The organism is Wolbachia endosymbiont (group A) of Andrena helvola (assembly GCF_964028415.1).
In the GTDB taxonomy this organism is placed as follows: Bacteria; Pseudomonadota; Alphaproteobacteria; order Rickettsiales; family Anaplasmataceae; genus Wolbachia; species Wolbachia pipientis.
Map to the genome: position 1 here is coordinate 862,707 of NZ_OZ034779.1, position 13,775 is coordinate 876,481.

9 protein-coding genes, 1 other RNA gene and 4 pseudogenes are annotated in these 13,775 nt (G+C 34.6%); 4 read left to right on the forward strand and 10 right to left on the reverse strand.

The features are described from left to right. Nucleotides 1–14: 14 nt before the first annotated feature. The 3 genes from rnpB to ABWU73_RS04500 form a co-directional block, all read right to left on the reverse strand. An RNA gene (gene rnpB / locus ABWU73_RS04490) (RNase P RNA component class A) lies at nucleotides 15–364 on the reverse strand. 157 nt (nucleotides 365–521) lie between these two features. Beyond that, nucleotides 522–788: a hypothetical protein gene (locus tag ABWU73_RS04495; protein WP_353285459.1), complete on the reverse strand. Its 267-nt coding sequence runs from the start codon at nucleotides 786–788 to the stop codon at nucleotides 522–524. Then, nucleotides 773–2,623, reverse strand: a complete 1,851-nt coding sequence (locus tag ABWU73_RS04500) for a hypothetical protein (RefSeq protein ID WP_353285460.1) — start codon at nucleotides 2,621–2,623, stop codon at nucleotides 773–775. The genes ABWU73_RS04495 and ABWU73_RS04500 overlap by 16 nt, the downstream gene beginning before the upstream one ends. A 224-nt stretch (nucleotides 2,624–2,847) precedes the next feature. Here ABWU73_RS04500 and nuoE point away from each other — a divergent pair, with 224 nt between their 5' ends. After that, nucleotides 2,848–3,348, forward strand: a complete 501-nt coding sequence (gene nuoE / locus ABWU73_RS04505; protein WP_264329512.1) for an NADH-quinone oxidoreductase subunit NuoE — start codon at nucleotides 2,848–2,850, stop codon at nucleotides 3,346–3,348. Next, nucleotides 3,349–4,353: pseudogene (gene tgt / locus ABWU73_RS04510) on the forward strand (tRNA guanosine(34) transglycosylase Tgt); the annotation flags it as partial. A 33-nt stretch (nucleotides 4,354–4,386) separates the two neighbouring features. Here tgt and ABWU73_RS04515 read toward each other — a convergent pair. The 3 genes and pseudogenes from ABWU73_RS04515 to ABWU73_RS04525 form a co-directional block, all read right to left on the reverse strand. After that, a pseudogene (locus ABWU73_RS04515) lies at nucleotides 4,387–5,160 on the reverse strand (integrase core domain-containing protein); the annotation flags it as partial. Nucleotides 5,161–5,173: 13 nt separating this feature from the next. Further along, nucleotides 5,174–6,499 carry an IS4 family transposase gene (locus tag ABWU73_RS04520; RefSeq protein ID WP_264339118.1) on the reverse strand — a complete coding sequence of 442 codons (1,326 nt, stop codon included), beginning with the start codon at nucleotides 6,497–6,499 and terminating at the stop codon, nucleotides 5,174–5,176. A gap of 86 nt (nucleotides 6,500–6,585) precedes the next feature. Beyond that, a pseudogene (locus ABWU73_RS04525) lies at nucleotides 6,586–6,915 on the reverse strand (helix-turn-helix domain-containing protein); the annotation flags it as partial. A gap of 77 nt (nucleotides 6,916–6,992) precedes the next feature. On the opposite strand from ABWU73_RS04525, the pseudogene ABWU73_RS04530 reads away from it, so the two are divergent. Further along, nucleotides 6,993–7,103: pseudogene (locus ABWU73_RS04530) on the forward strand (IS5 family transposase); the annotation flags it as partial. 93 nt (nucleotides 7,104–7,196) lie between these two features. Here ABWU73_RS04530 and ABWU73_RS04535 read toward each other — a convergent pair. The 4 genes from ABWU73_RS04535 to ABWU73_RS04550 form a co-directional block, all read right to left on the reverse strand. Next, complete coding sequence (locus tag ABWU73_RS04535; RefSeq protein ID WP_353285525.1) at nucleotides 7,197–9,143, reverse strand: ankyrin repeat domain-containing protein; 1,947 nt, start codon at nucleotides 9,141–9,143, stop codon at nucleotides 7,197–7,199. Then, the gene (locus ABWU73_RS04540) at nucleotides 9,100–9,951 is read right to left on the reverse strand and encodes an ankyrin repeat domain-containing protein (RefSeq protein WP_264329683.1); all 852 of its coding nucleotides are present in this window, start codon (nucleotides 9,949–9,951) and stop codon (nucleotides 9,100–9,102) included. Before ABWU73_RS04540 ends, ABWU73_RS04535 begins: the two co-directional genes overlap by 44 nt. A 249-nt stretch (nucleotides 9,952–10,200) precedes the next feature. Beyond that, a complete protein-coding gene (locus ABWU73_RS04545; RefSeq protein ID WP_244663081.1) occupies nucleotides 10,201–11,406 on the reverse strand; it encodes an MFS transporter in 1,206 nt (401 codons plus the stop codon). A 266-nt stretch (nucleotides 11,407–11,672) separates the two neighbouring features. Next, nucleotides 11,673–11,849 (reverse strand): hypothetical protein, encoded by a 177-nt coding sequence (locus tag ABWU73_RS04550; RefSeq protein WP_174930852.1) that lies wholly within the window; start codon nucleotides 11,847–11,849, stop codon nucleotides 11,673–11,675. Between the two features lie 714 nt (nucleotides 11,850–12,563). On the opposite strand from ABWU73_RS04550, the gene ABWU73_RS04555 reads away from it, so the two are divergent. Beyond that, nucleotides 12,564–13,658 carry an ATP-binding protein gene (locus ABWU73_RS04555; protein ID WP_264329682.1) on the forward strand — a complete coding sequence of 365 codons (1,095 nt, stop codon included), beginning with the start codon at nucleotides 12,564–12,566 and terminating at the stop codon, nucleotides 13,656–13,658. Nucleotides 13,659–13,775: the final 117 nt, after the last annotated feature.

The window sequence follows — 13,775 nt, forward strand, 5'->3', positions numbered from 1 at the left end:
CACGTATCATGTGAACGCCTAGGTGAAATATAAGCCGAGTTCTGTTTATGTAGCTATTTATCTGGAGTAAATGTTACCATTTACCGCATGCGATTTACCCGAGTAGATATGAGGAAAACATAAAATCTACTTCTATTTAATCTTGCTCCTAGTGTTGGTTACTCGACTACCAATGTTGCCATTGCCATGGTGTGCTCTTACCACACCTTTTCACCCTTACCTAAAAATATTTTAGGCGGTAATTTTCTGTAGCCCTATAACTGGAGTTACCTCCGGCGGGCATTACCCGTCACTATTTTTCCTTGGAGCCCGGACTTTCCTCTGCTATGTTTATCACACAACAGCAGCTACTTATTTCACCTAGGAATTATACTTTAACATGAAAATCACAAAAGCAAAAGACAATTTCCTAACAGTCTACATATTAAAAACATTTAGACAAATAGCTAAAGGTGATATTCCGGCACATCATCACTATCCCAAGATAAGCTTTTTTCACTTTTAGACTCCGCTTCAGTTAGTCAAGAGCCTGGTCCACCGCTTGAAGACGATGAGCTACTTCTTGATCGACTACTACTTTCTACTGATATACTATTTAGCACTGTTTCAGATTGATATATAGTTCGCATTCTGTTACCAGTGGTAAAAATTTCTTCATCGCTACTTGAAGATGATCGCCTTCTATAACCCAAATCAGTTAGTTCTAATACAGGAGCAGCATTACGACCCTTAACATATCTATATGCTATGAATCCTATAATTCCAACAATACCTATTGCTCCAACCAAAGATCCCCTATCATTCCTGCCTTATTAGACCCTATAGCAAGTTGAGTAGGTTGTGGTGAAGAAGTAGACTGAGGAAGTAAAGTCGTGGTGAATATAGGAGTTGTTGACTCTTTTGTTCTAGTACTTGGTATACTAAATACTGTTTGTGTAGTTTTCTCTGAGCTTGTTGTTGGCGCAGTTGGTTCCACTGTTACTGTGCTTGTTTGAGTCGTTGACTCTGTTGAAGGTTTATTCGTTGTAGAAGTAGGTGCAACGGCTTCTGTTGTTGGCTTCACTGTTACTGTACTTGTTTGAGTCGTTGACTCTGTTGAAGGTTTACTCATCGTAGAAGTCGACGCACCAGTCGCTGCTGTAGGTTTTACAGTACTTGTCTCAGTCCCTGAAGTTACTATCGGCACACTAGTTGACGTTGTAGCAACCGTGGTCGCTTGTGAAGTAGTAGTTGTTTTTGCTACTGTCGTTGACTCCGTTGAAGGTTTACTTATTGTAGAAGTAGGTGCAACGGCTTCCGTTGTCAATTTAGTAGTCTTCACAGCGTCGGTTTCTGCTGTGCTAGTAATTGCAGCAGTCGGCGTCTTCTTAGAAGTCACAACCGTTTCTGCAACAGTTATAGGAGCCACGGTACTACTAGAAATAATATCTGGCGTTAATCGACCGTTAATGATATTAACAAAATCACTGAGAGTTTTGATGCTATTTGCCGGTATTATTGTTGCTTCAGAAGATTTTCCAGAGCCGTTTTGATTAAAAGTTACAATATTTTCTCCACTTACCGCAGTTACGATAAAACCACCCTGACCGTTGCCTTTAATATATAATTGCTCTATAGGATCTGTAAATTGATAGATAGGAAAATCTGACACTGATCCATTTTTAAGTAGAGTTGCTATATGTAACCTCTGCTCATTAGCTGATTGGTCATTTTCAAGAAAAGCAACTAGATCATTTCCTTCCGTTTGTTCAACATACTGCAAAAAGCTTATTTCATGTTCTCTAGAAAGAGATAGTGCTTTATTATCTATTTGACCTTTTCGATTACCAAGTAAAAAGCCATTAACTCCATCCTTCAGACCCTGAATCACTTTAGCCATATCAAATTTAAAAATACGTGTTTTTCTCACCTCTTGATTTTCCTTAGTAATCCTTTTGCTCACTTGCGAATAAAGCATCGTGTTTCCATTTAATGCCAATTGCCCCTGATTATCAAAATTGAACAATTTTCTTTCTGTAACACCTTTTTCTCCAGTCAATACCTTAAATTTTCCGCTCTCGCTTGACTTTAAGTACCAAGAAACTAAAGTTTGATCCTTTAAGTTATGGGCGATTACAATTACGTCACCATTACCAACTTTCACTGCTCTTGGTTGAAAGTAACTATTGCCCACATTTGCAAGACTATTATTATCAATATTCTTTTGTAATTTTCTTTTATCTAAATGTTCAACTGAAGGAGTATTAACTGATTGTTTAATTCCGTAAGTGTTAAAAGATAAGCCTTTAACGCATTTTTCTCCTTCTTCGCTAATTCCTTCTTCAGGAAAGATAACTCCAACTTTATCTATTTCAGCTGAATCTTCTATTAATGTAAGAGATAATTGATCTTTGAATTCATTTGCTACGCTGATATTTGTACCACATTCGTATGTTTTTGATTGATATAATGGACTAATAAGTAATTTTACTTTACTGCTCCCATTACCATTATCTTGATAGCTGAGTCCGTAAGCAACTCCATTCCCCTCAATTAATTCTACGTTTGTTGGATTAAAACCTATCGCTTCTTTAATTTCCGGTGTATTTGAGTTGATCCCGAGCAATCTTCTTAATATAGACATAATTTTATTTAAAATATTAATAAAATGCTATTATGATTACTCCTGTGTGTTAATGTCAATGAAAATTTTAACTAAAATTAAAAAATTAATATAATATTTTATACTAAAAGGTAAATATAAGCTTGAAGAGGGCTAAGAAGCTTTATGCTATTTCTCAAAAAACCAACAATTGCAATCATTGGTTCTACAGGTATAATCTGTTAAAGTTTACACGAGTCTCATGAATGATAGAAAAAGAAGAGCAGTTTAGTTTTACATCAGAAAACCTCAAGAAAGCGGGAAAGTTTATAGAGATGTATCCCAAAGGTAGAGAAGGTAGTGCTGTTATGCCTTTACTATATCTGGTTCAAGAGCAATGCGGATGGGTTTCTGAATCTGCTATGCGTTATGTTGCTGATATGCTGCATATTCCACATATTCGTGTATATGAAGTGGCAAATTTTTACACCATGTATAATTTAAAACCAGTAGGCAAATATCTAATACAAATTTGTAGAACAACTCCTTGCTGGTTGTGCAATAGTGAAGAAGTTTTAAATACCTTAAAAAAAAAACTTGGAATCAATATCGGTGAGACTACTAAAGATAATTTGTTCACTTTAAAAGAAGTTGAATGCCTAGGTGCATGCGTTAATGCTCCCGTTGTGCAGATCAATAATGACTTCTATGAAAATCTTACTCCTGAGAAAGTAGAAAACATCATAACAGAACTTTCAGGCAAATAGATGAAAGAAGAATTTTCATTCAAGAGAATCAAGCAATCAGGTTCTGCAAGAGTTGGAACAATTAAAACTCCAAATGGAAGCGTAGAAACCCCCGCTTTTATATTCTGCGCAACAAAAGCTGCAATTAAAGCTGCAGATATTGAAAGAATAAGTGAAGCTGGTACCCAAATCATACTTTCCAACACCTATCACCTAATGCTTCAACCAGGAGAGAATACTGTTGCAAAACTTGGTGGTTTGCGCAAGATGATAGGATGGAATGGGCCAATGCTAACTGACTCAGGTGGATATCAGATATTTAGCTTAGGCCACGGATCAGTTTCGGAAGAGATAAAAGGAATAAGAAAAAAACAAAAAACTTTGATCAAAATTAATGAGGATGGGGCAATTTTTCGTTCTTACATTAATGGTAAAATTTATTGCTTAACTCCTGAAAAATCTGTACAAATTCAACAGAAATTAGGTGCAGATTTAATCCTAGTTTTAGATGAATGCACTCCATTTCACGTAAGCAAAGAATACACAGCAAAATCAATGCTCATGAGCCACAGATGGGCTGAACGTTCTTTAAATGAATTTGAAAAAAACAATAATGGCAAGCAGGCACTGTATGGAATTAGTCAAGGCGGAGTGTATCAAGATTTACGTAGAGAAAGTTATGATTTTATCAACGATTTGCCATTTTTTGGTCAAGCAATAGGTGGATCACTTGGTCAAAGTAAAGAGCAGATGCATGATGTAGTTTCTTTCACTATGGACCACCTGAAAAAAGACAGGCCTACTCATTTGCTTGGTATTGGTGGAATTGTGGACATCTTTCGCGGAGTAGAGCTTGGAATTGACACGTTTGATTGCGTGCATCCAACCCGCTTAGCAAGGCATGGTGGCGCACTTGTTAAAGTAAAAAACAGAAATTCTATTTCTTCAAAGTGCAAAGAGCATATTAATTTGCGGAATCAACGATTTGAGCTGGACAACAACCCAATTGAAAGTGACTGTTTATGTGTAATAGTTCAGACTTGATCTGACAGGCGTGAATTAACTGACAGAAGAATTGACAAAGTCAAAACCAAAATCAGCATCCTGTTTAATGCTATCAATATTTTTCTGATAAGCAATATGCATACTATCAAAAAAGGTTTGCATAGGTGTCTTACCATAGCAATATTTACCTGAATGCGGTCGAGATCTATTGTAAGAATGCACCCAATGGTCTACATCTAGCTGAAGCTCTGCCAAAGAGGTGTAAATTTTCTTTCTGAAGATAATATTGTAGCATTCATCTTGCATAGTTCTGTGGAACCTTTCACAGATGCCATTAGTTTGTGGAGAACGAGCTTTGGTTCGAGAATGATCAATATTTTCTACCCCCAAATACAGCTGGTAAGCGTGATTTTCAGGTCTGCCACAGTACTCTGTACCACGATCCGTCAAAATGCGTAGCAATGATACTTTCTGTTCATCAAAAAACGGTATCACCCTATCATTGAGAAGGTCTGCAGCTGTAATAGCAGTCCTTTCTGTATAAAGCTTAGCAAAAGCAACTCTAGAGTAGGTATCAACAAAGGTTTGTTGGTAAATTCGTCCAATACCTTTGATATTACCCACATAATAGCTATCTTGGCTACCCAAGTATCCTGGATGTTCTGTTTCAATTTCTCCATGGGCCTCTTTTTCTTCCTTAACCTTCTCTAGAGCTGTTATCTGCTCTTCTGTTAAGATAATGCCATCTTGAGCTACTTTTGCTTCTAATGCCTTTAACCTCTTTTTGAAATTCTCAAGATCGTTTCTTTGCCACACTGATCTTATTCCCATACGCGTCAAGTTAAGAGATTGTGAGCAAATTTAGAGAGGTTAAAGTGGATACTCTAGCCCTTCTACGTTTGTCTTTTAATGAAAATCGCGACCAAGTTATAGTGAGTTTTTTAAGAAATGCTTTTAAACTATTAATTTTGGTTAATACTAAAAATAACTCTCTAACCCGCCTTTTTAGCTCAATAAATGCCTTTGTTAAGCTAAGTTCTGTATTCTTTTTCACTTCTGTGCAACCAACTATGCCGTGAAATATAAGAATTGCGCACAATTTAGCATATAGTTCACATAATACTCTGCATGGCTTTCCTTTTAGCTTATCAAGCCTGATATGGCTTTTATACAATTTAAATAATAACTCAATTTGCCACCTTACTCTGTAAATCGTTAATACTTGCTCAGCACTAATTTTATTTTCTGGAACATTAGTTATAAATATTGACCAGTTCAACAATTTTTGATTTCTTTTAGAGGATGTATATCCCTGCGATCTTGCTAATCTATTAGCTTTCCTTCTTCTGGCCATAGACTGTTCTTCAGTTAGTTTCTGACATATAATTCTTACTCTAATTTTTGCTTCTTTTCCTAACAATACCTCGTTTTCTAAAAATAACTTATCCTCTAAACATTCTAATAACTCCATTTTTTGATTTGTTTCTACATCATATATGTTGGTATCGGATTTATAACGACTTATGAAATAAGCTCCTATTTCATTGATTTGTTTAAAAGAACTTGGCACAAAATAACCGAGATCAGATATTAGCAAATCATTGCTTAATATATTACTTAAATGTTTCCTATATCCCTGGTCTGATCTTACCCCCTCCGTTAAATTAAGTTGGTCTATTATCTGATTCATGTAGTCGAAAACTAATTGTAACTTTATTCCAGACTTAGTATTGCTTTCATAGCCACTGTAGCTAGTACCATAACCTTTATACATCTCTTCCATACTGTTAGGTAGAGTAATATAGCTACTGTCCAATAATTTAACACTATTAAATTGCTGTAAGATTTTGCAATCAACTTGCAAGATATTTTTAAAGAGAATCACAGATTCATTATACATCCTTTTCATAAATTCCACTGCTTCTTCAGTAAATCTAAAATCCAAACCTTGTTTTGTTATATCTATCGAGTCCTCGTTTAGTAATTGACACATTGTTTCTACGCTACAATTATCAACTCCTATATTACCCAAGACCATGGCTTTTACGAATGATGAACCTTTTAGCTTTCTCTTTCTTTTTATAAACCTTGTTGTAATTGAGATTTTCTCTGCTTTTTCATTAAAAAATTCTTTGAGCTTTTTTGATAAGCAAGTTATTTTATTCATTGGTTCTCTCACTAAAAGTATATCTGGGAGAACTTATACCTTATTATTCTATCTCTTTCATACCTTTATTTCCTTAACTTGACGCGTATGGATCTTATTCCACTTGCAGAGATGAGAATTCCTCTCTTTTTCAGTTCGTTTGCTGCTCTTTCTTGTCCATACGCTGGAAATTCTATTGCTATTTCAATTACTGCTTTTTCTATATCCTCCGATACCCTATTTGCATATAATGGCTTGCTTTTGCTTATCTCGTGTAAAGCCTCTTCTCCTCCTTTTTCATACAGTTCTTTGAAGCGGTAAAATGTATCCCTTGAATATCCCATTACCTTACACGCCTGTGATACATTTCCTAATTGCTTTGCAAGTTCTAGCAATCCCAACTTTGGTTTTAGTATTTTTTCTTGTGTTGTACTCATATCTGACACTCCTTTAAAATTTATTCATATTTTTATCTTACTTTGTTCGCCTGTCAGATCAAGTCTGAACTATTACAGTTAATAGGAATAGAAGGCTATCGAAGGAGTATGATTTACTCACAACATCCACTGAGAATTTCATATACCTAGCTATGAGTAGGGTTATGTTAAAGAGGGAATATGCTTGAATTTACTAGTTTCCGGACAACCTCTAAGTCTATCAATTGTCATTTGCTTGCTTATCTCTGAAACTATCTTCACTTTTTTCCATATAGCCGCCTCTAGTCTAACTGTGCAGATCGATTTGCTGCCACGTGCGTAATAAGTACAACATTAGAGTTGCTAGATAAATTATTATTAGTACCAGCTTCAGCGGCCAAATAACGACCATCTTCAGTACATGTGAGTATATAATTTAATAGTGTTGCGGCTGCTTCCCTATCATTCAGTTTTGGGTCCAAACAATAATCTATCAATTTACTAATTGACTGTTTATTTGTAACTCGACCCTCAAACTCCCTGAGAGATCCTACTCTCTCTCCTAAGTTTATAACGAATTGCTGCGTTTCTTCAGGTGTAAGTTTACCTACTCTGTAATCTAACTCATTTGCGGTTCTTGCACGTTCTACTTCTTCGTGTCCATAGCAGCCTAATAGGTTACTTATTGCCTGTACCATACCATTTAGACCATTTGCAAGTTCTACTCCTAATATCCTATACAATGACTCTTGTACCGATGTCGTATAAACTTCATCAATCACTTCTTTCAGGCAGACCAGAGTATAGATTATAAATTTTCTTTCTTCTCTTGATTCTGATAGGCTCTTTAAAATATCAGTAAGAGTTGGTACTATAACATTCCGCACAACTTCTTGATTTCTTATTAAGTTTGGTACTGTATTTTTTAATACCTTAGCCCACTGCTTATCTTCAGGCAATTTTCTTTCACTTATGGCAGTTAAAATTGTACTTCCAAGAGTTGGATCAGTTATTGCCTGAAAAATAGCATATGATACTTCCAATGATAAATGGTAAACAAGCGATAATAGATGTAAATTGGAAATAGGAATGCTGGAGCGTATCTTTAGAACATCTTTAACAGCAGCATAGAATTTCTTTAAAGTACTAGAATCTCTAGCACCTTGAAGTTCTTCAAAATTACTTAACTTATTAATGAAATTTTCTTGTATATTTTGAAATCTTGCTTCAATTAATTCCTTTTTGGATGTCATTTTTTTAGCTACACTTTCAGTCTTTTCCTTTACTTCCAGGTATAGTGCACCTGCTTCTGCTCCTCTTTCTGCTATAGTTGATAACCCGCTAAACAAATCATTAGCTGCTTCTTCTAGACTTATGTTAAATACAGCATTATTAACAATTACCTCGTGTTTGCGTTCCCCTTTTACTTTTTTATATAATACAAACAGAGACATAGATGCTATTGCAGTCAAAAAGAAGGTCACAGCTACTATTACTAACACTAGCGGAGACATTTTAATTAGAGTAAACGTGGCTGCAGCTCCCATACCAAGCGAAAACATCGCTACACATCCAACCGCTACTTGGAAATACAACTTACAGTTTTTCTTATTATTTGAAATGTTTGCGTTATTTGGAATGTCTGCTCTGTTTCGTAAAAGAAACCCGATACCTTCTATATCTCGATTCTGAAGAGCTTGTATCAGTAAAGATGACCCATTATGCGAAACATTTGCTCCTAGATCTATACAAGATTGAGCACTATCAAATAATTTATTGTTGAAAAAATACTCCAATAGTGTTTCACCAGAAGGCAATTTGAAATTTTTTACTAACTGCATGTTTTCACTCTGATCACCTCTTTCTATATATAGCTTGAATAAATAAACAGCTTCCCTAGGAGCTATTCTTGCGTGAAAAGCATATTCAAATGCTGTAAGGTTATCATGATTTTTGATATAGAGATCTGCACCATTCTTAAGAAAATCATAAAAAGTAGCGTTAGCTGTATAGGTTTCATCACATTCAATTAAGCGCTGCTTAATAAAATTGACAACAGCGTAGTGTAGTGAGCTATTTCCATTATTATCTGGTATATTAACGTTAACTCTTTGTTTTATGAGATATTTTGCATGGCCCAACTTATCTTGAATAATTGCATTTAGTAATAACGTTCTTCCTTCAGCATCTTGAGAATTTACTCCTTCATGTGCTCCCCCTTTCAAGCAATAGCACAGCATTTTCAACATCACCTTTTTCAGCTGCAACACTCAGTAGGGCTTGATCACCTTTATTAACATTAATGTTAGCACCATTTTTTAGCAACCAATCTATAACCTCTTCCTTTTCGCATCTGTCCTCAATCTCTAATGCTTTTGTAAGCACATCAAAGCAGTAGTTATGGTCAGAAACAAGTTTATTTAAATCTAATTCCCCTATATTAAGGTTGCGTGAGTATAAAAACTTTTCACTATGTTGTGCTCCATATTTTTGCAGCAAGCTATACATTTCACTGCCATATTGAGCATAATCCAAAGCAGTACAACCATCATTATCCTTAGCATTTACTTCTATTTTTTGACATAACATAGACAATGGCAAAAACCTTGCTACCAGGTACTGAGACACTTCTTTTTCATTAGCTTCTAAAAACAACTCAACAACTTTTCTATTTTCATTCCTAACAGATCTATGCAGTACAGTACGATCGCTAGCATCTATAGTATCAATCCTACTGCCATTGCTTATTAATGAACTTATAACTTTTGATGAGCATTTTTTTTCTATAGCAACGTCTAGAATAGTTTTGCCATTTTTTGTAGCATTTATATCTAAATCTTCCTTGATAAGCTGCTTAATTCTGTTTTCCCTATCGGTGCTGTTTTTTATTCTCAACACATCTTCAAAGTACTCAAAATTAGACCACGCATCACACAATGCTTCATTTTCTACTGATTTTTGTATTCTTTCTGAGTAAGCAATATCTGAATGAACAGCATTTCCTGCTTGTTCACGTACTATATTAATTCTATTATTATTTTCTGTATCTGTTGCCATATACCCTCTATAAAGCCTAACTTATATCATACTATATTTGTGACGCTTGTAAAGACTTAAATTTACAGTTGGAAATACTGTTTTTTTAGACGAATAGAATAAGAAATTAGTGTTACGCATAAAAAAGTTTATCATGGCATGTGTTTTTGATCGTTCTAATTTTTCCGCAATAAAATTTTCTCATTTAGCGAGATTAGCGCATTTTTCACACCTTTTTTCAACTTAGGAGAATACACACTTAAGAGAAAACTAAGACCAATCAAATTTCTTATCTTGCGGTTTTATTTGCAATATTGCTACCACACTGATCAACAAGCAGAAGACTATATAAAGCCCAGCAGCAAGGTTTGTTTGAGGAAATGTTACAGTCAACCAAATACAAACCATAGGAGTAAATCCTCCATGTAACGCATAAGAGATATTGCGTGATAAGCTCACACCACTAAATCTAACATTGGTAGGAAAGAGTTCAGATGCAACTATTCCTATGGGAACTATACCCCTTTCTATTATAGAGAGAACCATTACGCTCAACGCAATCACAAGATAATTTTTATAGTAATATGCAATAGATAACGCAGGACAACACAGTGCCATTGTAATTGCTATAAATAAGATTGCAGTGCGCTCTTTTCCAACTTTATCAGCCAACATTCCAAACGCTATTGAAGATATCGGCATTAATACACTGGTTATAATCAATACAATTTCGTTGATATATGTTGTTACATAAACATCCACTGATGCTATTTCCTTTGCGAGAGTTCGAAGAAATATGGTAAATCCAACAGCAACATTAACAGGTACAGATATTAAAATAGCAAGTATAAGAGCTCTCTTGTGGCGTTTTATAAGCTCTATTATTGGCAAATCAGGTAAATTTCTTTGTTTTCGATTTTTTTCATATGCTGGAGTTTCTCCCAATGTGTATATGCTATACGCGCTAATTAATCCTAAAATAGCTGAGAAAATAAATGGCAATCTCCAACCCCAGGTACAAAAATCAGTAGTTTTTTTGCAGATAATCACTATCACCGCAGAAAGCAAGACGCCAATGGAGCGACCAAAACCCATCATTCCAAAATACATCCCTAAGTTCTCTTTCCTACTGGATAAATGCTCTATAAGATAAACAGAACTTCCTTGTTCACCACCAAGTGCAATTCCTTGTGTTATATGGATTGCAAGAAGCAATATAGTAGAAATTATACCTACTTGATTGTGACTTGGAATAAATGCAATGAGACTTGATGGTATCGATATTAGCAAGATAGTAATTATTAATGCTATCCTCCTTCCATACCTGTCACCAACGTGACCAAATATGAATGCACCAAGTGGCCTTACAATTGCACCTAGCCCTACAATTCCAAATAATTGCAGTATGTTACTGTAGACATCTTTTGCAAAACAAAACTCTCTGCTGATTATGTTAATCAAATCAATAAAAAGCATGTAGTCATACCATATTGCGATTCTGCAGAGTATGGTTGATATCAACACCCTTGTTTGCACTAAATTCAATTCGTAAATGTTTGCTTATTCTATTCTGGCTGCTTTTTGGGATTTTACAACCTAAACATATGGAGTTGACTTTTTTATTATGGTGTGTGATAATTGCAATGAATATAGCTTATTTAGCAGCACTTATAGCAGCAGCTATAATAAAAATAGCAGCAGTAATACTTTGTGCTATAATGTGTATAAGCATTTTCTTTATATTATTTAAGGGAAAAAGAACACTTAGATTCAAAAGGATTTCTATCTCTTCTGAAAACAGTAGGTGTAATTTCTATAATACTATCAATTATATCTCTCCCACTTATTATATTAAGCCTTACTACTCCGTCACCTCTGGTAGTAGGTATAGTAGGTGGTATCGTTGGTGCTATTTCCATAATACCATTAATAGTAGCTTACATTTTGCTTGTGGCTATATCGAATATCTTTATTACCAAGTCTTTATAAATTTGAGCTAATGTTACTGTCTTCATTTCTTCTTGGTTGTAATATTGCTGAAAGTTATCTATTTCCATAGGTATAACATATAATCTGATTTTATAAGATATTCTACCGGGATTAAAATATCGTAAATCTTAGGCGTTATAAACAAAATTTACAGGAAAAATAAGATGATACTACTCAAAAAGGCAAACAAGACGGTATTTTTCTGGCATAAGTTAGCGTTCAGCTTTACCTTTCCTTGCAAGACATTTTAGAGCTATTATGTCTTACTTCTTGAAGATACAAGTTAGCGTTTTTAACCCGAATTCTGGATTGGAGATTAAAAAAAACAAGAATATCAATAGCTTATTGTTTTAGCATTTACGATAAAGCAGTAAGCATTTTAAGACTAGTTACTAATTTAGTAAAATTCAAGACTTTCAATAATTTACCTAAAATCTAATCCAGAATTCGGGTTAATAATAAAATCTTGTTTTTTGAAAATGAATTTGGTAAACTTTAAAGATGTATGTGACAATATGGTGATATATTGTTTTTAGTATTTAATAAAGTACGTACTTGATAATTTTTCTGAACGCTCTAATCAAGCTAAAATAGGTAAGCTAGATAAAATTATTCTTAGTTTAAAATTGGTATAAGGTATTAAGATGAAAAAAATTGAAATTTCAGAATTACTAAAAAGAATTTCAATCTGTTTACTATGCGTGGCAACTATTGTCTCTATCGCTTTTTTGTTTGCCTATATGCATACAATGTTGCTTAGTAAAGGGTATGAGTTAGCTGCACATTATGTTAGTGAAGCTATGCCTTGTGTGTTACTTGTCGTTCTCCTTTTTATTGTTTGGTTTGTATATGATCAAGTATTCAGCAAACTAAAGGAAGTAGAGCTGCCTATATCGATAGAATTAGCTAATTCAGATGATAAAAGAATAACATTTGCTGATGCTATAATTGATGACTCCTTAAAACAACGGTTGCAGATGATTTGCTGTGACCAAATGACAGAAGAAATGCGCAAGCTGTTTGGAAATAAAAGTATTAATTCACTAAGAGGTTACATATTATATGGCCTTCCTGGAAATGGTAAAACACTTATCGCTCGTGCAATTGCAGGTGAATCAAATATGAATTTCATAAGCATCTCAGGTCCTGAACTTATTGGAGTATATATTGGTCATGGTGCACATGCTGTACGCGAGCTTTTTAAAATAGCAAAAAAATATTCTCCTTGTATAGTCTTTATAGATGAAATAGATGCAGTTGCACAAAAAAGAAGTACCGCTAATAACTCAGCTTACCATTGTCGAGAGAGTTTAACACAGTTGTTAACTGAAATAGATGGATTTAAGAGCAGAAAAGATATAATAGTAATTGGTGCAACTAACCTTATCGGTGGTATAGATCCAGCACTTATTAGACCTGGACGTTTAGGTCAGAAGGTTTATGTCCCTAATCCAAACATAGAGGTGAGACAAAAGATATTGGCACTTTATATGCGAGGTACAAAAACTGATGAAAAGCTAAGCCTCCAAGACATTGCAGACAAGACTGAAGGCTATTCTGGGGCTGAGTTAGAGCAATTAGTGAATGAAGCAAAAATTAGCGCTGGTGCGCAAAGACGGCTTATAGTGAGTGAGGAAGATTTCAGTTACGCGCTTCACGTGTTAAGTCCAGAACAAGAAAGAAGGTTGGGTTCAAACAAGTGGACACAGACAAAAGAAACTTCTTTTATACAGCATTAACATAAAAATTGAAATTATAGAAGTGTAGTTGAGCCAACCTTCGTTATTCTTATTATTACCCACAAATAAAGACATGGTATTGCATTTACTCAAATAATTTAATTTTATTAACCTGAA